The sequence below is a fragment of the Legionella stuttgartensis genome (assembly GCF_977063405.2).
The window spans coordinates 82,965-107,838 of sequence record NZ_CDRUHA020000111.1; the positions used below are offsets into that span (position 1 = coordinate 82,965).

Consider the following 24,874-nt stretch of genomic DNA (forward strand, 5'->3'; position numbering starts at 1 on the left):
GCGTTCCTTAAGGTGCTTCTGCCAATCGCATCATCACCGTCTCCGAATGATAGGAATAATCACCGTGGATTGCAGCCATCAGAATACATTCATATTGTTGCGCGTCGAAAAGAATTGGATTGCCCTGAGCAGAAGGGTCTTCCGTCGCCATTATTGCAATACGTGTCACATGTCGTTCATCAATCCCAATTTCAATTAAACTATGTTCAATACCTAATTCACGTCGCAACTGGATTATCCAATCAAAAAATCCATCAAACCCATTTTCAATCTCTAAGTAGGTTGCTAACCGTTTTATTTTATATTCAATCTCGGATCGATTTGCGTGCACTACATAAGGCATCAGAATGGCATTTAATCGTCCATGATGAGCGTCATAAATTGCTCCCAAAGGATGAGCAAGTGCATGCATTGCCCCTAATCCACGTTGAAAAGCCGTTGCCCCCATCGAAGAAGCTACAAGCATTTGGGTTCGGGAGTTTAAATCATTACCATTTTGCATCACTCGGGGTAAATGTTCTTTTATTAGACGAATCCCCTCAAGAGCAATTCCTTCTGCAAGCGGGTGATAGCCGGGAGCACAATATGCTTCCAAACAATGAGAGAGCGCATCCATACCTGTTGCTGCGGTAATATTCGGTGGTAAAGCAACAGTCAACTCAGGATCTAAAATAACCATAGCGGGCATCATTTTAGGGTGAAAAATAATCTTTTTGCGTTGTTGCTGGGTATCAGTAATCACCGAAGCACGCCCAACTTCTGAACCAGTACCTGCTGTACTTGGTATAGCAATGACAGGAGCTACACCTGCGGCATTCACTCGTCGCCAATTATCTCCTATATCTTCAAAATCCCATAAAGGACGCTCTTGTCCAATCATCAAGGCAATCGCTTTACCTGCATCAAGCGCGGAGCCTCCTCCAAAAGCAATAATCCCATCATGTTGTCCTTTTTGATAAGCACCTACACCGGCCATGACATTTTCTCCCGATGGATTGGCTTTTACATCGGCGAATAAGGAGCTAAGCAAACCCGCATCACGACAATGTGTCAAGATGGACTCAACCACCGGCAATTTCGCGAGATTACTGTCGGTGACTAAGAGAGGCGACTTCATTCCTAAGGCATGGCAAACGTCGACAAGTTCACGAACACGCCCTGCTCCTACCTTTATCGAAGTGGGATAATTCCAATTAGCCATCAATAATGTACTCATTATGGTATATTCCTTTCTAAATTAACCGTTTTTAAATGATACGATTTGGGTCTAGTCAGTAAGTCATATCCTATAGAAGAGAGCGTACATCCACGCCCAGAATTCTTAATTCCAGTCCAAGCCAATGCAGGATCTAGATAATCACAACGATTGATAAAAAATGTTCCTGTATGAAGTTGTTCCCCAAGAGCAACTCCTTTGGGAATATCTTGAGTAAAAACCGCGGCTGTTAGCCCGTAGTCACTGTCATTCATTAATGCAATAGCTTCCTCGTCACTGTCGACAGCCATGATACCGACCACGGGACCAAATGTTTCTTCTGTCATTATCCGCATTTTGTGATTTACTTGGGTTAAAATTTGGGGCGCCATATAAGCAGTCCCAGGCTGATCCATCATAAAATCTCGACTATCAATATGTGCTATGGCTCCTTGCGCCAATGCTTCTTGAATCTGTGTACGTACAAAGACCACTGAAGAAGGACGGACAAGTGGTCCCAAAGTTGTTTCCGGATCATCAGGACGCCCAAGTTTATATTGTTTAACGAAGGCTACTGCCTTATTAACAAACTGCTCGTAAACACTCTTATGAACATAAATACGTTCAATACCGCAACAGGATTGGCCTGAGTTAAAGAACGCCCCATCCATCAGTGTATCTACCGCGTTATCAATCTCCGCATCAAAACGCACATAAGCTGGATCTTTCCCACCAAGTTCCAAGCCAATATTCAAAAAACGCCCCGCGGTTACTCGCTCTATCATTGCCCCACCCGCAACAGAACCCGTAAAAGCAATATTGTTTATTGACGAATCACGCAAAATTGTTTCGGTATCAGAATGAGTCAGATGCAAATACTGAAACACTCCTTGAGGAAGATTTGCTTCTCTAAAAGCTTGGTCAAACCGCTCTGCTACAAGGGGTGTTTGCGCTGAATGTTTGAGCAATACCACGTTTCCAGCCATAATGGCTGGAATAATCGCATTTACAGCCGTAAGGTAAGGGTAGTTCCAAGGAGCAATAACGAATGTAAGTCCTAATGGTTCACGTTTTATGTAACGGATAAAGCCCGTTTTTTCAGGTAATGAGATAGGGGCAAGTGCATCGCGTGCAGCAGCGATCATATAACGAGCCCGCTCCTCAAGACCATTAATTTCCCCAGCAGCATAACGAATGGGTCGCCCCATTTGCCAGCAAATTTCTTTGGCAATCTCATCCTTCTTTGCAACCAAAGCATCTACTGCCGCATTACAGTATCTCTCGCGTTCGGATAAAGAAGTCGCTGCCCAATATTTCTTTGCACTTAATGCACTCTCCAAAGCAAATTGAATCTCAGCATCTTTAGCAAAAGTACGTTCTACATATAAAGAGTTATCAATAGGTGAATAGGTTTTCAATGTGTCATTCATAATCGAGGCAAACCCATGTTATATAATTTCAAAGTAACGGTCCAATTCCCAGTCTGTGATGTGACGTCGAAATTCCCGCTCTTCCCATTCACGAGAGGCTGCAAAATGCTCAACAAATGAATCGCCAAATAAAGAACGAGCGGCTTTGGATTCCTTAAGACGAGTAGCAGCCTCCCAAAGAGTGCGTGGTAAAGCAAGCTCTGCTTCGTGCTGTTGTGTATAAGAATTACCTTTAATTTCAGGGTATGGTTCCAGTTGTTGTTCAATTCCATACAAACCAGAGCCTAAAGCGGCTGCCAAAGCCAAATAAGGATTCGAATCGGCAGAACCCAATCGATATTCAACCCGTTGCGACTTGTCACTTCCCGGTATAACCCGTAGTGCTGTAGTACGATTTTCCACACCCCAGGTTGCATCAGTTGGAGCCCAGAAGCCTGGGATCAAGCGAGAAAAACTGTTCACCGTAGGTGAAACCATTGCCAAAAACTCGGGCATGAGTCTCTGTTGACCTGCTACAAAATGCCGTTGAATTGTGCTCATGTTATGGGGCATAGAAGGTTCATAGAACGCACTGGATCCTTCCTCTTTATGACGTAAAGAAAGATGAATATGTCCGCTTTGACCAGGATAATTCGGCGACCATTTAGCCATAAAAGTTGCCATCATATTGTTGCGTTGCGCTAAAACCTTCATAAATGTTTTAAACAAAGCAGCTTTATCCCCTGCTTCAGTGGCCCTATCTACAGCAATCGCGGCTTCAATCACTCCCGGACCTGTTTCCGCATGCAAACCCTCAATAGGAAAATCCATAACCTCACTCATATTAAGGATCTGATGATATAAATCCGCATGAACGGTATTGCGAATCATTGAATAACCAAAGAAATCAGGCGTCATAGGTTTTAAATCGCGGAAACTTTTAGAACGAACACTGTCAGGTGTTTCATCAAACATAAAGAATTCATATTCTAACGCGGCATACACGACAAATCCCATTGAATCTGCTTTATTAACAAGCCGACGCAGCAATGCTCGAGGACACAAGGTTTCAGCCTCTCCCGCAAATTCAGCCATAAATAACAACTGATTTTCTTCAAAAAAAACATCGCGACACGTTTCGGGAAGAATGCGCACGAGAGTGTCAGGGTAGCCAGTGTGCCAACCGGTATATTTCCCATTATCGTATAGTTTATCTTTGGAGTCCCAGCCCAAGATCACATCACAAAAAGAAAAACCATTATCCAGAGCCGAGAAGAATTTATTGCGGCTCATATACTTTCCAAGCATCACACCATCTAGGTCAAATAAACCAACTTTGACATGGGTTAGATTACGCTCTTCAACAATTTTTTTTGCTGCTTCAACTGTCTTAACATCCTTTGGAGTTAACATAGCATTTCCTTTGCCTGTTGATTATGAATTATTCGATTTCTTTCGAAATTCGCTGCAAATGTGAGGTGCAAGAAGATATGAAGCTTGAAACCAGAATATGTACATCAATACATGAGATTCAAGCACTATATCGACGACGCAATTCTCCTTTGTAAATGGTTTTCGAAAATAGTCTATTGATAATATCCCAGATTCTATTATTGAATCCAGGGTTATTTATTGATGTTGAAAAAGACATAAAATGAAAAATAAATACACATATTTTTCCTCTATACGAAAGATTAACTGATAATCTTTCCTACCACTTCAAATTGCCTCTACTCTCCCTTATATGATTTTGTTAAACTCGCCACAAGTTTCACTCAAGTAAAAAATATTCATGACAACATCCCATACCCCTATGATGCAACAGTATTTACGCATTAAATCAGAATACCCTGATATGCTCCTGTTCTACCGTATGGGTGATTTTTATGAATTGTTTTTTGATGATGCCAAACGTGCATCACAATTATTGGATCTTACTTTGACCCATCGCGGTCAATCTGCTGACAAGCCAATACCGATGGCTGGCGTTCCTTATCATGCTGTAGAAAACTATCTGGCAAGATTGATTAAAAAGGGCGAGTCAGTAGCAATTTGTGAACAAATAGGAGATCCAGCAACCAGTAAGGGACCTGTAGAACGACAAGTGACCCGTATTATTACCCCAGGAACGGTGACTGATGAAGCGCTTTTGGACGCTAAAAAGGATAATTTACTTTTGGCCGTTCACCACCAAAAGCAAAAAATTGGTCTTGCATGGGTTGAATTAAGTAGTGGCCGTTTTCATTTACAGGAATTAGCTGAAACAAATCAGCTGAGTGCAGAGCTTACTAGGTTACAACCTGCTGAGTTGCTCTTAGAAGAACGATCGTCCCTGGAAGAATACTGTCAAAATTTCCCAATTAAACAAAGGCCAGGCTGGGAATTTTGCTTTGACAATGCCAAAAAGCTCTTATGTGAGCAATTTTCAGTAAATGATCTCACTGCGTTTGGCGAGAAAGAATATACCACCGCGCTGGTTGCAGCAGGTGCATTATTGGCCTATTTACACACCACACAAAAACAAGCGCTACCCCATTTAACTACCATAACCCTAGAACATACACATGATTACTTGCAACTCGATGCAGCAACACAAAAACATCTAGAATTATTTGATAATATAAGCGGCAATCATGAAAACAGCGTATTATCTCTTTTAGATAAAACCGCCTGCTCCATGGGCGGTCGTTTACTCAAACGCTGGTTAGGAAGACCACTTAAACATCGGGGTCAGATCAAATCTCGCCAGGATTCAATCATGGAAATAATGCATTTGCAAAACGATGCATCTATCCATGAGTTGTTAAGACAAACTTGTGATGTAGAACGAATTATTTCACGTATTGCACTAAAATCAGCTCGACCACGTGATTTAGTTGCTTTAAGCCATACTTTAGCCCTTCTTCCCGAACTAAATAATATACTTGCACATAACAAGAGCGCACTCACCCTACATTTAAAAAAACACCTTAAGCCAGTACCAGCACTCCAGCAATTGCTTGCATCAGCAATCATAGAAAATCCTCCAGTATTAATTCGTGATGGCGGCGTTATCGCTCCCGGTTTTGATGAAGAGCTTGATGAATTAAGGATGCTTAGCACGCGTGCTAACGATAAACTCATACAATTGGAACAGGAAGAAAAACAAAGAACTGGACTTTCTTCCCTGAAATTTGGCTTCAATAATGTACAAGGCTACTATATTGAGCTGTCCAAAACACAGGCTGAGAAAGCACCAACTCATTACCATAGAAAGCAAACATTAAAAAATGTAGAGCGTTATATCACCCCAGAATTGAAGCAATTTGAAGAGAAAGTATTATCCGCACAAGTTAAAGCCTTAGCACGTGAAAAATGGTTGTATGAAAATTTACTGGTGGAAATCCAGCAAAATATAAGCGAATTAACACAATTAGCGCAGGCCCTAGCTCAACTGGATGTGATAAAGACTCTAGCTGAGCGAGCACAAAGCCTCAATTGGTGTTGTCCAAATCTCGTAGCTGAATCGCAAATTACTATTGAAGCCGGCCGTCATCCAGTAATTGAACATTTGCTACAAGAACGTTTTATTGCCAATGACCTGCAACTCAAACCGTCGCAAAATATCTTACTTATCACCGGTCCCAATATGGGTGGTAAATCCACTTACATGCGCCAAACGGCTTTAATTGTACTTCTGGCTCATATTGGCAGCTTTGTGCCCGCTAAATCAGTAACTTTAGGACCAATTGATAGAATTTTTACCCGCATTGGTGCTAGCGATGATTTGGCCTCTGGACGTTCAACCTTTATGGTAGAAATGACTGAAACAGCACAAATTTTGAGACAGGCAACCCATGAAAGTCTGGTTTTAATTGATGAAATCGGTCGTGGCACCAGTACTTACGATGGGATGGCGCTTGCTTATGCCACCTGCACCTATCTGGCGACAACCATAAAGGCCTATACTTTATTTTCCACTCACTACTTTGAATTAACCAACCTTCCCCAACAATGTTCATGCATTCGGAATGTTCACTTACAAGCCTCCTTAGATACTGGCCGCATCATCTTTTTATATCGAGTGGAGCCAGGACATGCAAACCGAAGTTATGGACTAGAGGTCGCCGAGCTTGCGGGCATACCTGCTGAGGTCTTACACATTGCCCATACGCATTTAAATCATATACAAAATCAACCGCCATCGGCTCTTCAAGCGCAACCTATAGTTCAAGTAAAGCCTCATTCACCTATTTTGCGTGAATTGGCGCAAATTGATCCCGATCAATTGAATGCCAGAGAGGCGCTGGATTTGATTTATCGACTCAAAAGTATGGAAACCGCTGATGTTTAATAATGTAGCCCCCAGCAACGCAGCAAAACTCGGGGTTTCTAAACTTGAATAAAACCTCTTAATCCGGGAGTTCGTCTGCACCGTACCGGCTACATTACTATGTGAATAGTTTTATTCTAGCCCTATATTTCGATTAAGTGTATATTCGTAAAAGCGTTTTATACGCAGAACAAGAGGATATTTCTGGTGAAACAAGTACTGAGACTATCATGAAAAAATTAATTTATATGATACTTCTCATTACCTGTTTTACATTATTTGCTAAAAGTAATGACACAGCATCCATTACAATTTATGGAGTCGCAGGAAAAGTAGAGGCGAACGTTGAAAAACGATTAAGTGAATTACAAAAATTAAAACCACTCTCCAAATTCAGCCTAGAAGAATTGAATGAACAAGTAATTCAAGCGGTCCAACCTTTTGGTTATTTTAAGGCTGTAGCAACACTTCAAAGACCAAACGTTCAGCAGTTGATCATTACCATTCATCCTGGCCCACAAATCATGATTTCAGGGCTTACCATGGAACTCATTGGTGAAGGATCACATAATCCTATCCTGCGTGATGCAATAAAAAATGTACCCCTAAAACAAGGAACGCCCCTTTTCACGGAGCAATACGAACAAACCAAATTAAAACTTCTTGATAGCGCAGAAACGCAGGGTTACATGCGTGCTGGATTTCAGAAAAGTGAAATTTTAATCGATGAAGATAACTATACAGCAGAAATCACACTCATTCTTGATACTGGGCCACTTTATTATTTTGGCCAAATACAATTTAACCCTACATACATTAACCCTAAATTATTGCATCGTTTTGTTCCTTTTCATCCAGGACAAGTCTATTCAGGGAGTAAGATACTCAAATTAAATAATGATTTATCAAACAGTGGTTACTTTAGTTCGGTTCAGGTTAAACCACTAATTACAGAAAATCCCACAACTCCCGTGAAAATCTATACTGAACCTGTATCCAAATACTCTTATACCCTTGGTGCAGGTTATGGAACAGATACAGGACCTCGCGGTCGAGCCGCTTTGCATGTAGTACCAGTCAATAGCGAAGGGCATAAATTTAATCTTATGGCTCAAGGATCTTTTGTTCAAAATGCCCTGCAAGCCCAGTATGTGGTTCCCGGTAAAAATCCTGTGAATGATCAATATACTCTTACCGGAAATTTTTCGAATTTAAGCTACAGTGCAGGTTACAGTAATTCCTTTCTTATTTCACTGGCGCAACAACATCGTGTAACCAATTACCAACGTACTTTATCAGTAAATACCCTTTATGAAGGATTTCATTATGCGTTACAGCAAAATACAAAACAATTTCTGCTCTATCCCAAAGCAAGTTTCACCTTTAGCAAAACACAAGATCTGCTTTTTTCACCGTCCGGATATAACATCACTCTAAATGGCCTTGCTGCAAATCAAGCCCTCTTGTCGACTATTAATTTTGCCCAAGCTTCCGTGGATATGAAAGCTGCGATGCGGATTGAACCAATTCGTTTACGTCTTTACGGACACGCAATTCAAGGGGTTACTGCCATCAACAACATCAACCAACAACCTTTGTCACTTGCATTACTTTTAGGAGGAGCAGATAATCTAAAAGCATTTAGTTTTAATTCAATAGGTCCAGGCAGAGTCATCAGTTATGCTGGCTTTGAAATTCAAAAGGAAACTAAAAAAAATTGGTACCTCATTGCATTTTATGATGCAGGGGCTGTGTACAACCCAACTCCTTTAGTTAGTTATTATGATGCAGGCGGTGGGTTAATGTGGGTTTCACCTATAGGTCCAATTAAAATAGGATTGGCGCAAGAAATTAATAAACGGTGGCAGCGGAATAGCAGCAGCCCTCGATTGGTGATCAGCATGGGACCAGACCTATGAAGCGACTTCTGGTAAAAACGCTGCGAGTGTTAGTTAAAGTACTTTATATTTGCTCGTTATTTCTTATTTTATTCGGTGGTATTGCCTTATTCTTAGTAGGCACCAAATCAGGGTTGCGTACTGTAATTCACTTCAGCGGCTTATATCTCCCTGGTAGCCTAAAAATTCAACAAATTGAGGGTAGCTTATTAAATCACTTTATTGTGAGTGGAATCGAATATCAAAATAAAACACTTAAAGTTAAAATAAAACAATTGAATGTGCAGTGGCATCCTCACTCTCTACAAGAAAGCCAATTAATAATTGCAGAATGGCAAGGACTGCAATGGAATATAGAGCAAGACAAAATCATCGATAGTAAAAAAGGAACGATTACAGCAACCGGTGTCTTGCCTAATCTACAAATTGATATGCGCTCCCAAATGATTACTGCTCCTGAAGATCATTGGCTAATGAAGGCAAAAATTCGCGGAACTTTCCCTTGGCAGTGGACTTTTGATGCTAATCTAAATCCACAGAATAGCGCCCCCCAGAATGCTCGCTTGTATACCAATTTATCAGCTCGAGGTGAGATCACCGCCCACAATCAAGGAAATTTATTAGTCAAAATACGTCCTGGGTTTTATCATGAACCCAATAATGACGCCCTCCCAGTTCTTCAATTTAAAGGTGGCTCTTTAAAGATTCTCCTTTCACCTGAATCTCTTAAAGGTTCTGGTCTTTTAGCGATTGATGAACATAAAAATTTAAAACTCAAGTTTCAGTTACCTAAATTTGCCCTTGATACTGGCCTTAATGACGAGCAATCAATCAACAGCGAACTAGTATTGAAAATAAATTCTTTGGATTTTTTACAAAAAATTAGCCCCGAAATTAACAACCTCAAAGGACAGTTAGTTGCTTCATTAAAAGTAAGTGGTACTTTGAATAAAAGCAAAATCGAAAGCCAATTAAGATTGAGTAACACCCATTTCGACTTACCTAGATTAGGACTTTATATCGATGCTTTTGAAATAAACGTGCGTGGAAAAGAACGCTCTTGGGAGACAACAGGCTCAATAGCATCCTCGGGTCATCATTTATCGCTTACTGGGAAGGGAAAACTTAACTCCAAATTTATAGGTGATTTCGTATTAGAGGGAAATGATTTTCCACTGGTTCAAACCAGTGAATACAAAATTGACATTTCACCAAAACTCAATCTGCATTTCACTCCAACGGTACAATCCATCTCCGGTAACATCTTGGTTCCCTATGCAGAAATTAAACCTCGCTCATTCCATAACAGTGTTTCTTTACCCGATGATGTAGTTTACAAACGTAAAGAAAAACCATCCACTTCTTTTAATTTGTTTAATAGCATGGATATTGATCTCGAGATGGGAAAAGAAGTTGCAGTCAGCGTCAAAGGCTTAAAGGGTTATTTGGAGGGAATACTCCATTTAAAGCAATCACAACAAAGCTCAATTAATGCATTTGGTGAATTATCTGTGAGACAAGGTACATATAAAGCTTATGGGCAGGATTTAGCAATACAACAAGGACAATTACTCTTTAGGGGTGGTCCCATCAGTAATCTAGAAATTAATCTAAGAGCCGCGAAAAAAATTTCCACTACCTCAACAACCCTCGCGACTTCAACTCAACTTTTAGACTTTAATAGCTCTAACATGCAAAATATTAATTATGGGGAAACCATGATTTTAGGCGTTGAAGCAACCGGTCGGTTAACTCGTCCTAAAATACAATTATTTTCTGATCCTGCAACGCTTTCCCAAGCAGATATTCTTTCCCTGCTGGTTCTAGGTCGCCCTGCGAACCAAGCAGATAAAGCAGGTGGACAATTACTTCTCACAGCTATATCTTCAATGAATCTAGGTAGTAATACGAATAGTCTTCAACTTTTAGAACAACTCAAACAAACTGCTGGTATCGATTTTAATGTACAAACTAATACCAATTATAATCAACTTACCAATACCTCAAGCGACACAACCTCCTTTGTAGTAGGAAAATCTCTTTCAAAACGTCTTTATTTAAGCTATAACATCGGGTTATCACAAACAGATACGAATATGTTGACGCTGAGATACTTACTCAACCGATTTTTTAGTATCCAAATCAGCAACAGTGATACCAGTAGCGGTATTGATTTCTTGTATACCTCCAATAAGAAAATAAAAAAACGAAAACCTAAAGTAAAGGCGGGATGAGAACTACAAAGGCGTATTCTGAGTTATGTACTTTGCACACTTCACCCAGTCTCTCATGAGTTGTGTTAAAATACCTCGAACTTTTTGGGATCCGAGATCTTTTTAGACACAGAATGAACTATATGATTAGGAATTAATTCCATGACCGATTACAACATACCATTAAGATTAACTCGTTTAAGAAGTAATCCGATGTCGCGAGCTTTAGTTAGAGAAACACGCCTACATCCTCAGCAATTCATTGCTCCTTTATTTATCAGTGAAGTACTTAATGCCCCCCAAGAAATAAGCGCGATGCCTGGTCAGTTTCAATTAAGCCTAGATTGCATCCCTAAAGAAATTGAATTGCTTAGTTCCTTGGGTATTCCTGCAGTACTTCTATTTGGTATTCCTAAACATAAAGATGCTTATGGTAGTGAATCATTTAATAATGAAGGAATTATTCAAAAAGCGATAAAACAAATTCGTGCTGTGAATAAAGACATCCTTATTATTACCGATCTTTGCTTTTGTGAGTACACAGATCATGGTCATTGTGGTGTGCTTAATGAAGAATGCATTGATACTGAAAAAACCTTAGCGTTTCTTGCAAAACAAGCTCTAAGTCATGCGCAAGCTGGTGCTGATTGGGTTGCACCTAGCGGAATGACCGATGGAATGGTGACTGCGATTCGCGAAGCCTTAGATGCACAAGGATATCAGCATATTCCCATTTTAAGTTACAGTGCTAAATATTGTTCTTGTCTATATGGTCCTTTTAGAGAGGCAGCCCAAGGAGCTCCAAAATTTGGCGATCGCAAGGCCTATCAGATGGATCCTGCTAATGGATCTGAGGCCTTAAGAGAAACAGCCCTGGATCTTGAGGAGGGTGCAGATATGATCATGGTGAAACCTGCCGGATTTTATTTGGATGTTATAGCAAAACTAAAACAAAACTTCCCTGAAGTGCCTCTTTGTGCTTATCAGGTAAGTGGTGAATATTCAATGATTAAAATAGCTGCTCAAAATAAACTCATCAATGAAGAACACGCTATTATAGAAAGTTTGATTGCAATAAAACGTGCTGGAGCGGATTTTATTATTTCTTATTTTGCCAAAGATATTGCACGCTTGTTAAGTCAAAATAAATCATCGATATAAGATGCCCAATGCGACATTTATTCTTACAATAAAAGCCCATACTGAATGTGTCTATGAAACCTATGGTGATAGACACTTAGTTATTTTCCGATATACTCTTGATGGGTTTTAGATGTAGAAAAGCCGATTAGTTAGATCAATTTGACTGTTCACTAGCCATAGTGGAGAGGATAACAACTAACCAATCATTTATAATTAAACGGAGAAAAAGATATAATGAATTTAATATTTAAAGGTTTTTCAGCAGTAGCTTTAAGCATCAGTGCTTTATCCGCTTTTGCAAGTCCAACGTATTTAACCACGCATAATAATACTCCTGAAGAATCAAACGCTTATATAGCAGGCGTCCCTTCTGCATACCCAACTCCCGCCAACTCAACTCAACGAGTTTATTGGAATCTCGTAAAATTGGCCTGCTACGGACATACTACTGGTAGACAATGTTCTGCAGTAATTAAAATGGCCACCAATACATCCAATCCTGTAGAGGTTGGTGAGGTTCATATGGATCTTGATACTGGCGATATCACTCCAAAGTTTTTATCTAAAAACGGATATACCCTTACTGTAAATGGTCTTGGCGAAGCAACAATAACCAAAAAATAATTCTGAATTGGGTAGTGGGAAAACTCCCCAAAATCACAGAATATTTCATATAACAGACAAATAAAAAAGCCACTTGAAGTGGCTTTTTTATTTATTGGAACTACTTTTAAATAGTTATTTTGTAGGCGCTGGTGGAGCTTTATCAATAATCCATGTCAATTGAGCACCAACAAGATCTGCACCAAAATTACCGTCATCAACATCGACATTGTATACAGATGTTTGTGACAGAGCCTGTTCAGAATGAACATTTGGTTTATTACCAGCAAACAGATGAGTGTACCCTACATCAACACCAATATTGGGTCGCCATTGATAATGGCCGCCAACGGCGATAGCCCAACGATCCACGTCTGGTAAACGAATATTTCGATCCGTGTCATTAGTTGGAGTCTGATCATAACCCCCACCCACACGAAGCATCAACTTCGGATTTACATGGTAGTTTGCACCAAGCGCAACGCGCCAAGAATCGTGATAATTTTGCGGTACATTGCTATTAATATTTGCTTGCGTGACAGGGAAAATTGGTGCATGCCCAATATTTGGAACAGCCACATTATTCAATTGGATTTCTTTGAAAACCCCCCATCCTGTGTAAACAACAGATCCCAATAAAGCGAATCGCTCATTGATGTCTTGGTAAGCACTTAAAGTAAGTACATCAGGAAATTCTTGTGGGTTACTAAATAAGTCATTATTTGTTCTAGAAGTCGAAGGAGGTAAGACAGGGAAAACCAGATTAAATTGGTTGTTAGCCAATATTCCAGAGAAACGGCTATGTCCATAGAAAACATGTCTGACTCTGGATTGATAATTAAGACCTATACGGGTGTGATTGTCATTAAATATTCCCATCACCCCAACATGGAATCCAACACCCCAAGAGGACGCTTTGTTGTAACTTAAAGAGTCAACAGTCGCAGGATTTTCTCCAAGAATTTGAAATAAAGTCGGCGCACCAATTATTTGATTGAATTTAGCGCGAGACCATTGAAGATCAAGACCAGCTCCCAATGCAAAATTTTCAGTTAATCGAGTACCTAATTCTGGTGAAAAATTAGAAGTTAATATTTCGGTATACGTTGCTGAATAACGGACTGGAGAATCAGGAGCCCAATCAGTAGACAAACCAAAAGGGGCAGTAACGCTAAAACCGAAGGTAGTACGCTCACCTAAAGGAAGCGCGTAATGGAATGAAGGGACAAAACCATTATAACTCCCATCTACTCCTTCGAACTCTTGTACATATTGAACCGCAGAAGGAAACGGTGGAGGAAGACCGGTCGAAGTAGTAAAGGTACTAGTACCATCTAGTTTCATAGTAGGAAATATGCCCACACCACCAAAAACTACTTGTTGTTCACGAAGTAAAGCTAAACCAGCAGGATTATACCAACCGGTTGATGCATCAGCGGCTTCTGCAGCAGAACCAGCAGCATAGTTACCAACTGTATATCCGGTAGCTTCTCCATATAAAGAAAATCCAGATGCATGAACTCCACTAGTAGCCAGAACACTAAGAACAGCCGCATTAACCAGTGTTCTTAAAGGTTTGTGCATATTTTTCACTCCTTTTACTCCTCAAATATCATACTTCAAAAATTGAATAAAACACGTCCGCTAAAAAATCGAGTGTAACCTTTTTTCAAATCATTAAAAATACCTTTTTCTCATTTATATTCAACAGGTAATGAATATTAATCCATAGTGATCCAATTGAGCCCATCATGAACAATTAATGGATAAAATTAGCGATAGTTCTGTAATTCAAGTTGTAAGAACTTGTGTATCGACTCCTGTCCATGCTAATGTGTATTAATTTTGTGCGGAAATGAATCATGCAACAAATAGTAACTAAATTTGGTGGTACCAGCGTTTCAACTCGCAACAATTGGAATAATATTGTTTCCATTACCAAAAAGCATATGAGTTCCGGGGTGCAGCCGGTTATTGTTTGCTCCGCACTAACCCAAATATCTAACAAACTTGAAAAGGCTATTGAAGCTGCTTTAATCAATGAACACCAAAGTATTCTTACTGATATTCGTAATGGGCATCTTAATCTCTCTGAACAACTGGAAGTCAATCCTGAATTAATAGCAAAAGACTTACTTCAACTCGAACAGTGGCTCACTGGAATTGCCTTATTAAAGCAAGCTCCGGCAAAAACGCATGCAGAAATTTTAAGTATGGGCGAATTGATGATGACCCGCTTAGGACATGCATTTCTCGAAAACCAAGGAATTCATTGTAAATGGTTTGATGCACGTGAACTCTTAACCAGTACGCCCTTCCCTGAAGGTGGGTCTGCAAATTACCTCTCTGCTCGCTGTGACAGTGAATATGCTCCTGAATTAGTTGAAAAATTTACATCCTGTGGCGCTCAAGCCATCATTACTCAGGGATTCTTTGCTGCCAATCCCCAAGGCGAAACGGTCTTACTGGGTCGTGGTGGTTCAGATACATCCGCTGCGTTACTTGCAGGCAAGCTTCATGCCGCATCATGTGAAATTTGGACTGATGTTCCTGGAATTTATACGGCCAATCCTCATCAACTGCCTCAAGCCCGTTTATTGAAAAAATTAAATTACGATGAAGCTCAAGAAATTGCGACCATGGGAGCAAAAGTATTACATCCTAACTGTATTCCTCCGGTTCGGCGCGCCAATATTCCAATGTCAGTCAAATTTACTCAAATGCCAGAACACTCGGGAACACTGATTACTAAAGATATTGATGAAACAGCACCGTTAATAAAATCCATACAGATTAAAAACAGCATTTTATTGATCTCTATAGATACTTTGCACATGTGGCAACAAGTAGGATTTTTATCCGATGTATTTACAGCCTTTAAACACCATGGTTTCTCAGTAGACTTACTCTCCTCTTCCGAGTTTAACGTCACTTTATCACTGGATATCAATAGTAAAATACATGATCGACCAGCCATTAATGCGTTACTCGACGAGCTAAACCAATTTGGTCGTGCAAAACTTATTGAACCCTGTAGTGCAGTGAGTCTGGTAGGCCATCATATCAGAACTGTATTGCCACAACTTGGCCCAGCATTGGAAGTATTTGAAGCAAAACAAGTCTACTTGATGTCACTGGCATCCAATGACTTGAACCTAACTTTCGTGGTTGATGAGTCGCAAGCAAATCAATTATGTCAAAAACTTCACCACTTACTTATAGAAAATAATCCTCAAATTTTCTACTATTCAAAAAGCTGGCATGAAGAATTTGGCAAACCTTCGGCTCGCAATATTCCATGGTGGGAAAAAGAGCGCGATCAGTTATTAACCATTGCCTCAGTTAATTCACCTTGTTACGTTTATCACAGTCAAACCCAAGCGGATCGAGCGAAGCAACTACTGGCATTAAAGTCAATCGATACCTTATTTTATGCAATTAAAGCCAATCCTCATCCATCGATTTTAAAAACAATGGAACACGAAGGAATCGGTTTTGAGTGTGTCTCCATCCAAGAGTTAGACCGAGTACTAGAACTCTTTCCTAATATTGACCGTAAACGAATTTTGTTTACTCCTAATTTTGCTCCAAAAACAGAGTATGAATATGCTTTAAATATTGGCTGTTATGTTACTATTGATAGTTTATATCCATTAGAACGTTGGCCAGATTTATTTAAAAATCGCGATGTTATTATTCGTATTGATCCAGGTACAGGTGCAGGTCATCACAAACATGTTTCAACGGGTGGAAATGAATCAAAATTTGGTATTACGCAAAATGATATTGAGCATGTCGTCGCCTTAACTAAGAAATATAAAATTCAGGTAGTAGGGTTGCATGCACACTCAGGGAGCGGCATCCTCACTCCAGAATTATGGCAACAAACCGCTTTAATGCTCGCCTCGTTAACAGAGCAATTTCCACGGGTCAAATCCATTAATCTAGGTGGTGGGCTAGGTATCGTAGAGAAACCCGGCCAACAACCATTAGATTTCGAAAGTATGGATGCTTCGTTGATGGCAGTTAAATCACGTTATCCTCAAATCCAAATCTGGCTTGAACCTGGTCGTTTTTTTGTAGCAGAAAGTGGTGTTATCCTCGCCAAAGTGACCCAATGCAAAGAAAAAGGAAAGGTAAAATTCGTTGGGATAGAAACAGGTATGAATTCATTAATCCGACCTTCGTTATACGGTGCTTATCATGAAATCGTAAACCTAAGTCGGTTGCATGAAGAAAAGGCAGGTTTTTCTCATATAGTAGGACCCATTTGTGAATCAGGAGATACCTTGGGTTATGACCGATTATTGCCTGTAACAGAAGAAGGTGATGTGTTATTAATTGCCAATGCTGGGGCTTACGGTCGTTGCATGAGTTCCCATTACAATTTGCGCCCACCGGCACAAGAAATTGTTATCGACTAAAAATCCCCTCTCCCTATTGGGAGAAGGGATTTTCCCCTCCTTCTAGCGCTCAATAATGTACAGGAATAAAAATAATGCTAGTCGACAGTGATCAACGGAGCCAAGCCACTAATCCTTCCTTATCCTTTATCGTGCAAGCCCCAGCAGGATCGGGTAAAACTGAAATTCTGACCCAGCGCTATTTACGATTATTGAGCACGGTAACAGCGCCCGAGCAGATTATCGCATTAACATTTACTCGCAAAGCCGCGAGTGAAATGCGTGAACGTATTGTTGTGGCGCTTCAACAAGCAGCCCATAATAAAAAGGCCAAAACTCCTCATCAACAAAAAACGCTTGATTTTGCCCATGCAGCACTTCAGCGTGATGCTTCCTTTCAATGGGATTTGTTACAGCAGCCCAATCGCTTAAAAATAATTACAATAGATTCCTTATGCCAAAGCATTAATCAGTCAATTCCTCTCTTGGAAAAGCAAATTTCTTATTCACAAATTACTGAAAAGGCTGAAAGTCATTATTTAAATGCTAGTCGATGTTGTATTCAGTTTGCTCTGACATCCCCTGAATATCAGAATGCAATAAAAACTCTTTTGTTGCATGTTGATAATCGCCAGGATCGATTACTTGAATTATTCACAGTCTTACTCTCTCAAAGGGATCAATGGATAACTCCTTTATTTCAAGCACGTTCCCAAGAAAAATCGGCTTTCGAACATGCACTACTTCTTATAGAACAACATGAGTTAAAACGCTTTACACAAAGTGTGCCCCCACATTTGGCTCAGAAATTAACTCAATGTGCCCGGGAATTAGCAATCATAGAAAATGATTTTAATTCACCACGGTATCCACTAAAAAATTGGTATGATTTCCAACAGACCACCCAAGAGATTGCCGCCGCTTTAAGTAAACTCTTGCTTACAGGAGATGCAAATTTCCGTAAAAGTTTTGATCATCACGTCGGCTTGCTCAGTACCTCCTGCGCTCCTGATGAATATAAAAGACTAAAAAATGCCAGCAAAGAATTACTTAACGAACTCAATGAATATCCTGATTTTCTTGAGGCATTAATCCAAGTCAGTAATTTACCTAAACCCGAATATGATTTAGAACAATGGGACGTCTTACAAGCGCTGTTTTTGTTGCTCCCCCTTCTTGTAAGTCATTTACATGTTTTGTTTAGCGAACAAAATGAAATTGATTTCACTGCCATATCTCAGCAAGCATTGAATGCTTTAGGGGATGCAGAAAGTCCTACTGACTTGGCTTTGTATCTAGATCATACACTTCATCACATCCTAGTCGATGAGTTTCAGGATACATCAATTACTCAATTTGAATTGTTAACGAAACTCGTTTTTGGGTGGCAGGAACATGACGGGAAAACTCTATTTATCGTCGGCGATCCCATGCAATCGATTTATCGATTCAGACAAGCTGAAGTAGGATTATTTTTTCGCGCTAAAGAAGAGGGCATTGGGCCTGTTAAATTGAAATCACTTGAATTAAGCTGCAACTTCCGGTCAACACAAACTATTGTTAATTGGGTTAATAATCAATTCACCAATATCTTCCCCAAACAAGTTGATATAGAGTCTGGAGCCGTTTCCTTTCATTCAAGTGTCAATGTCATTCAAGATGAAGAATGCAGTGCAATTCGCCCCTTACAATTTAAAAATCGGGAACAAGAAGCAACAAAACTCATCGAAATCGTTCAATACGAATTACAAGCTCATCCTGAGCAAACAATTGCGATTCTGGTGCGCTCAAGAACGCAACTAGCTGAAATCATTCGACTCTTGCGCCAACATCAAATTCCCTATCAGGGTACGGATATTACTTTATTAGCCAATCTAGGTCATTTACGTGATGCGTGGTCATTGACTCAGAGTTTATTGACGCCAGCTAATCGTCTCTCCTGGCTCGCAGTACTTCGCAGTCCCTATTGTGGTTTGGCTTTAAGTGACATTCATGCCATTGCTCATTTCAATAAGAAAAAGTCGATTTACTTTGCCTTGTTACATTTAAATAAAATCCATGGATTAAGTGAAGAAGGAAAGATTCGCGCCGATTTTTTTATACGAGTTGTGCATAAATCTTTAACTCAAAGATATGAAAGCAAGCTCTCAGTCTGGGTGATTCAAACTTTAAAAGAATTGCATATGGATAATATCCTGAATGCCGCTCAACTCAACGATCTGGAGCAATTTTGGAGCTTACTTGATCGTTATGAACAAGATGGTCGTTTACCGGATCTTAAGGAATTTCTCTCGGAACTTAACAAACTCTATTCACAACAAGCCAATCCCTCTCGTTTACAAATAATGACTATTCATAAATCCAAAGGGCTTGAGTTTGATACCGTAATTTTACCTGGTTTGGGAGCGCAACCCAATCGTGGCGATAATCCGATGTTACGTTGGCTTAATTTACCGACTCAAAAACACGGCAATTTGTTACTCATGTCCCCTATCCAAGCGGCACACCAAGAACATTGTGCTTTATATGATTATCTAAGTCGATTAGATGGAGTTAAAAGCCATTATGAATCTCAACGATTACTCTATGTAGCTGTAACACGGGCAAAATCACGTCTGTATTTAATGGATCATTCTGAACGCTCTTCCAAAGCTTCATTTAGATATCTTCTAAAACATTTAGAATTTACTGAAGATACCCCCCTGCCCCTGACAGAAGAAACAAACGTGTCTTTACCCAAACTCGGACGTTTGCCCCTTGATTATTACCGAAATAAAGAATCTGAAGCGTTTGATGTCCGCCTCAGCATCAAGAATACTTCATCTTCCTTATCGACAAGTATCCCTAGATTAATAGGCATCGTAACGCACCGACTCTTGCAATGGATATGTGATCATCATCCGAAAAACATGACGGAAGTTCCTTGGAACCTTGCACGGTATGAATTACGAAAATTAGGTTTCGATGAAAAAATGCAACACGAGGCTCTTGCAAACATCCAAGAACAAATTACTAGGATGTTTGAAGATCAAATAGGACTATGGATCATTAGCAAGCATCATCAGGAGCAAAATGAATACGAGTTATTGGTGGAACAATATAATAGACCCATTACACGTATCATTGATCGCACTTTTGAGGATCAAGATAAACGCTGGATTATTGATTTCAAAACAGGAAAAGAAGATGAAACATCAATGATGAAACATCGACAACAATTGGACGAATACGGTTCTTATCTCACAATGCATACGGCTCTTCCTATTTATTGTGGTATTTATTACCTCTCCAGCAATCATTGGGTTAGTTGGGAATATGAGCCTGTCGGACTCACTGTTTGAACTCGAAAACTAATCCTATGAAATAAAACTGCTCTGCGCTATTATTCCTCTTTTGTGTTAAAAAGGCCAATCCATGTCCACTGAAAATACTGTAATCCACTTACTAAGTACCTTAAAAGATCCGTTTCTTGATCTTACCGGTAAGGAAATGAATTTACAGTGCAGCCTTGAAATAACGGATAAGGAGTTGCTCATCAACTTAACTGCCGGGTTTCCCTGTAAACTGCTTGAAGAACATTATATACCTCTCTTACAAGCAGCATTACAATCTGCATTTCCCAAACAAGACATAGTGATTCAGATCACCCAACGAATCAAACCGCACAGAACACAACTCGTTGGTAAAGGTCTGCGTGGCGTTAAAAATACAATTGCAGTAGCTTCAGGGAAAGGAGGCGTTGGAAAATCTACTGTAACTGTAAACTTAGCAACAGCATTAGCACGATTAGGAGCACGAGTAGGTATTCTGGATGCGGATATTTACGGCCCAAGCATGCCTTTAATGCTCGGCAAAACCGAGCCAGTAGAAATCAGCGGCGATCATTATCTTCCTGCAAAAGCGCATGGAATCCAAACCATGTCTATTGGTTATTTAACAAACAGCGAGCAGGCACTCATTTGGCGAGGTCCTATGCTTGCTAAATCACTAATCCAAATGTTGGATATTACTCTTTGGGATGATCTGGATTATTTATTCATTGATTTACCACCAGGAACCGGGGATATCCAATTGACTTTAGTACAAAAAATACCGCTTACCGCAGCTATAGTAGTAACTACTCCACAAAACGTAGCAACTCTTGATGCACAAAAAGCGATAAGCATGTTTTCTAAAACAGGAATTGATGTGTTGGGTATTATAGAAAACATGTCCACTCATATTTGCAGTCAATGCGGACATCAAGAGGCAATTTTTGGTGCAGGTGGAGCTGAAGCACTTTGTGCTACACATCTTACTACATTACTAGGACAACTACCTTTGGATGGACGCATAAGACAAAACTGTGATGAGGGAAACCCTACTGCAACTCAAGCGCGTAATGAGTTAACGGATACATTGATTAAAACAGCCATGAAGAGCGCTATGGAGTTAGCGAAAAAACCAATTAACTATGCGGATAAGTTTCCCAAAATTGTTGTTGAGTGAACTCAATAGAGACAGCTATAATCGCATTGTACTATGTAGTAAGGTTAGCGTAGTGACTTTGTTTTAAGTTAAACACCACTCCCTTCTCCCAGGGTGAGAAGGTGCCCGACAGGGCGGATGAGGGATTCACTAGATCACCCTCACCCATCTCCCATTACTGGGAGAGGGGAATTTATTTAACTTAAAACAGCATTACTAAATGCGATAACGGGTAAATCCATTAAAATAATAACAATAAATAAATTAGCCATGGACCGATTAATAATAATAACTCTAAGCCTCTTATATTCCTGCGTGACTTTAGCCAAGTCTTCTTATCAAATTGATTTAATTATATTTGCACAACCAAATCAAAACAGGGAAGTGTCAGTTGATGCACCGCTTATCCCAACGAATGCCAATACAATTTCTTTGAAATCAGATTCAGAAAAATCGGGGAAATCCTATCAGCTATTATCCCCTTCTTCTTCAAGCTTACGTGATGAATACTATCTACTGACTCGAAAATCACGTTACCAAGTCCTGGGACATTATTCATGGAAACAACCTGCCAATAATCAAAGCACTGTTGCTCTGCCCTTTGTCGATCATAACGGTTGGCAAATGCAAGGTACTTTAAATATAAAGCAAAGCAATTATTATACTTTTGATGCAGAACTCCAGGTATCGCCACCCAATAATCCACAATCATCATTCACTGTCTCACAAAAGCAACGCTTGAAAGATGATGTAGTTTATTATCTCGACAATGCTCAGATTGGTATGTTAGTTAAAATTCATAAAGTGGGATAAATCATTGTAGCCTGGATGAAGCGCAGCGAACCCGAGCTTTTTGTATAAGTTCCCGGGATTCTTATTGCACTTCTTCAGATTACAGACTACAAACTCATTTTTTCCCTGGAGGAAAAATCCGATCAAACACCGATGCACCACCCTCCACAACATGATTCATAGTAACGTTTAAATCGGAAGCTCCAGAATTGGTCTTATTTGCAAAGAAGCCCCAAAAGCCATTTCCCGCTTGTTTGCTCCTGCCTACTTCATGCAATCCAAATAAGGCAGCGGCGGTTAAAGTCAATGAAGCAAATGGACCTAATCTGGCATATAAAGGTGACATAAATAAATTTCCAAAACTGATTAATGCGCCAGTTTTTAGAGCTTTTTCAGGATTGATTTGATCTCGGGGCATACTACACTTCCTTGAGTAATTGTTTTAAAAGAAAATTCATGGATGACTTTTCTTATCACTAGGCATAATTTCATCGAAAATAGCCGCACCACCGACAACTATATTTGCAATAGCATTTTCAACTTCAGTACTTTTGTCACCGGTATTACCCCCAAAAAAAGAGTTAAGGCTATTTACTCCGTTTTGGACAGGTCTTCTTTTTTTACCTATTTCGTGTGCGCCATATATAAAAACACCAGTGCCTATAAGGGCAGTAGTCAACCCAAACTTGGCATCTATCCAATACAAAGGGGCTAAAATGGTGTTTCCTAGAGCAAGTAGAGCCCCCGTCTTTCCTGCATCATCCATATTTATTTTATCTTGCGCCATTTCAATATTCCTTATGAATTATTGTTTTTAGTACAGACTAAGTGAGCATCAATAAAATTGCAAGCATAAATTAATACATCATATTGATCAATATCAAGCCAAACACGTAGTGAATTGAATTCGGTCAGTTCGTAAATTATACTCTCATATGATGCAATCAAATCATGAGCTCATAATGACCCAAAATAGCCGAATTATTGATGCGCTCACCTTATGTCTCAAACAAAAGTCCGGTAAGGATTTTAAATTGAATCAATCTGCTGCTTACGCCGGGCTGACTGACTTGTATGAACACTATTCCCTGGAAAACAAAACCGATCAATTTTTTGAGGCATTCGAACAATTATGCATGATTCCCGATGATTATCTTCTTGGAGACAATCCAATTTTGGATGGTTTTATCATTCAATTCGAAAAAGTATTCCATCCCAAAAAAAATGAAAAAAGAATGGATCGCCCTACCCCATGGTGGGAAGTTGACCGTGAGCGCCTGCTCGCAATTGCAGAAATTCATTCTCCATGTTACGTATATCACAGCACGACACAAATATCTCAGGCACAACAATTACTGAAATTACAATCAATTGATACTCTATTTTATGCAATCAAAGCCAACCCTCATCCTTCTATTTTAAAAAAATTGGAAAAAGAAGGTATAGGATTTGAATGTGTTTCCATTCAGGAGTTAAAACGGATAACAGATTTGTTCCCCCATATAAACAAACAACGAATTTTATTTACTCCAAATTTTGCACCAAAAATCGAATATGAAATTGCAATGAATTTAGGCTGTTATGTCACCATCGATAATTTATACCCCTTAGCAAACTGGCCTGAGCTATTTAAAAACCGTGAGATCATAGTCCGTATTGATCCAGGTGCAGGTGCTGGTCACCACAAACATGTTGTAACCGGAGGAAATGAATCAAAGTTTGGAATTGACCAAAATGACATAGAACAACTGCGCACCTTAACTCAGAACTATAATATCCATGTCATAGGCTTACATTCGCATTCGGGAAGCGGAATTCTTACACCAGAACTTTGGGAGCAAACTGCTTTAATGCTCACATCACTCATTGAGAAATTCCCTAATACGCAATTCATTAATTTAGGTGGTGGCTTGGGGATTGTTGAAAAACCAGGACAAAAACCTTTGGACCTTACACAACTTGATACACGATTATTAAAAGTAAAAGCAAAATACCCTTATTTGAAATTCTGGTTAGAGCCTGGTCGCTATTTCGTCGCGGAAAGTGGCGTCATCTTGGCAAAAGTCACTCAGTGTAAAGAAAAAGGCGAAGTACAATTTGTAGGAATTGAGACGGGGATGAATTCTTTAATCAGGCCGTCTTTATACGGGGCTTATCATGAAATTGTCAATTTAAGTCAACTGCACTCAAAAAAATCTAGCTTTTCCCATTTAGTGGGTCCGATTTGTGAGTCGGGAGATACTTTAGGATACGACCGTTTACTCCCCATAACCCGAGAAAAAGATATCATTTTAATTGCGAACACTGGAGCCTATGGACATTGTATGAGTTCCCACTATAATTTAAGACCACCTGCAAAAGAAATTATTTTAGAAGCATAATAATTCTTCCTCCATTCTTAAAATCTTAGCTCCTTTTTATTTTGCATAAATTTCAGTC

At 39.7% G+C, this 24,874-nt stretch carries 15 protein-coding genes and 1 pseudogene; 10 read left to right on the forward strand and 6 right to left on the reverse strand.

Features of this window, described 5'->3' with window-relative positions; genetic code table 11:
* Positions 1-7 precede the first annotated feature (7 nt).
* Genes ACWTEW_RS37920 through ACWTEW_RS37930 form a run of 3 tightly spaced genes read right to left on the reverse strand, consistent with a single transcriptional unit; the run spans position 8 to position 4,017 of the window.
* Positions 8-1,216, reverse strand: coding sequence for an iron-containing alcohol dehydrogenase (locus ACWTEW_RS37920; protein ID WP_454783148.1), 1,209 nt, complete (start codon positions 1,214-1,216; stop codon positions 8-10).
* The gene (locus ACWTEW_RS37925; protein WP_454783149.1) at positions 1,216-2,625 is read right to left on the reverse strand and encodes an aldehyde dehydrogenase family protein; all 1,410 of its coding nucleotides are present in this window, start codon (positions 2,623-2,625) and stop codon (positions 1,216-1,218) included. The genes ACWTEW_RS37920 and ACWTEW_RS37925 overlap by 1 nt, the downstream gene beginning before the upstream one ends.
* A gap of 18 nt (positions 2,626-2,643) precedes the next feature.
* The gene (locus tag ACWTEW_RS37930) at positions 2,644-4,017 is read right to left on the reverse strand and encodes a glutamine synthetase family protein (protein ID WP_454783150.1); all 1,374 of its coding nucleotides are present in this window, start codon (positions 4,015-4,017) and stop codon (positions 2,644-2,646) included.
* 379 nt (positions 4,018-4,396) lie between these two features.
* Here ACWTEW_RS37930 and mutS point away from each other — a divergent pair, with 379 nt between their 5' ends.
* The 5 genes from mutS to ACWTEW_RS37955 all read left to right on the forward strand — a co-directional run bounded on the left by mutS (position 4,397) and on the right by ACWTEW_RS37955 (position 12,794).
* Positions 4,397-6,937, forward strand: a complete 2,541-nt coding sequence (gene mutS, locus ACWTEW_RS37935) for a DNA mismatch repair protein MutS (protein WP_454783151.1) — start codon at positions 4,397-4,399, stop codon at positions 6,935-6,937.
* Positions 6,938-7,146: 209 nt separating this feature from the next.
* Positions 7,147-8,835, forward strand: coding sequence for an autotransporter assembly complex protein TamA (locus ACWTEW_RS37940; protein ID WP_454783152.1), 1,689 nt, complete (start codon positions 7,147-7,149; stop codon positions 8,833-8,835).
* Positions 8,832-11,048: a translocation/assembly module TamB domain-containing protein gene (locus ACWTEW_RS37945; protein ID WP_454783153.1), complete on the forward strand. Its 2,217-nt coding sequence runs from the start codon at positions 8,832-8,834 to the stop codon at positions 11,046-11,048. The genes ACWTEW_RS37940 and ACWTEW_RS37945 overlap by 4 nt, the downstream gene beginning before the upstream one ends.
* Positions 11,049-11,189: 141 nt before the next feature.
* The gene (hemB, locus tag ACWTEW_RS37950; protein WP_454783154.1) at positions 11,190-12,188 is read left to right on the forward strand and encodes a porphobilinogen synthase; all 999 of its coding nucleotides are present in this window, start codon (positions 11,190-11,192) and stop codon (positions 12,186-12,188) included.
* A 216-nt stretch (positions 12,189-12,404) separates the two neighbouring features.
* Positions 12,405-12,794: a hypothetical protein gene (locus ACWTEW_RS37955; RefSeq protein WP_454783155.1), complete on the forward strand. Its 390-nt coding sequence runs from the start codon at positions 12,405-12,407 to the stop codon at positions 12,792-12,794.
* Between the two features lie 114 nt (positions 12,795-12,908).
* On the opposite strand, the gene ACWTEW_RS37960 is transcribed toward ACWTEW_RS37955, so the two are convergent.
* Entirely contained in the window at positions 12,909-14,366 is a 1,458-nt protein-coding gene (locus ACWTEW_RS37960) for an OmpP1/FadL family transporter (protein WP_454783156.1), read from the reverse strand.
* A 269-nt stretch (positions 14,367-14,635) separates the two neighbouring features.
* Here ACWTEW_RS37960 and ACWTEW_RS37965 point away from each other — a divergent pair, with 269 nt between their 5' ends.
* From ACWTEW_RS37965 to ACWTEW_RS37980, 4 genes are all read left to right on the forward strand, one after another.
* Positions 14,636-17,197 (forward strand): bifunctional aspartate kinase/diaminopimelate decarboxylase, encoded by a 2,562-nt coding sequence (locus ACWTEW_RS37965; protein ID WP_454783157.1) that lies wholly within the window; start codon positions 14,636-14,638, stop codon positions 17,195-17,197.
* A gap of 74 nt (positions 17,198-17,271) precedes the next feature.
* On the forward strand, positions 17,272-20,517 hold the full coding sequence (locus ACWTEW_RS37970; protein WP_454783158.1) for a UvrD-helicase domain-containing protein: 3,246 nt from the start codon (positions 17,272-17,274) through the stop codon (positions 20,515-20,517).
* Between the two features lie 73 nt (positions 20,518-20,590).
* Complete coding sequence (gene apbC / locus ACWTEW_RS37975) at positions 20,591-21,664, forward strand: iron-sulfur cluster carrier protein ApbC (RefSeq protein WP_454783159.1); 1,074 nt, start codon at positions 20,591-20,593, stop codon at positions 21,662-21,664.
* A 249-nt stretch (positions 21,665-21,913) separates the two neighbouring features.
* Positions 21,914-22,456: a CsiV family protein gene (locus ACWTEW_RS37980; protein ID WP_454783160.1), complete on the forward strand. Its 543-nt coding sequence runs from the start codon at positions 21,914-21,916 to the stop codon at positions 22,454-22,456.
* A gap of 94 nt (positions 22,457-22,550) precedes the next feature.
* Here the strand turns inward: ACWTEW_RS37980 and ACWTEW_RS37985 are convergent, their stop codons facing one another.
* Both ACWTEW_RS37985 and ACWTEW_RS37990 read right to left on the reverse strand, forming a co-directional pair.
* Entirely contained in the window at positions 22,551-22,853 is a 303-nt protein-coding gene (locus tag ACWTEW_RS37985) for a hypothetical protein (protein WP_454783161.1), read from the reverse strand.
* A gap of 36 nt (positions 22,854-22,889) precedes the next feature.
* On the reverse strand, positions 22,890-23,222 hold the full coding sequence (locus tag ACWTEW_RS37990; protein WP_454783162.1) for a hypothetical protein: 333 nt from the start codon (positions 23,220-23,222) through the stop codon (positions 22,890-22,892).
* Between the two features lie 454 nt (positions 23,223-23,676).
* On the opposite strand from ACWTEW_RS37990, the pseudogene lysA reads away from it, so the two are divergent.
* Positions 23,677-24,816 (forward strand): annotated as a pseudogene (gene lysA / locus ACWTEW_RS37995) (diaminopimelate decarboxylase); the annotation flags it as partial.
* Positions 24,817-24,874: the final 58 nt, after the last annotated feature.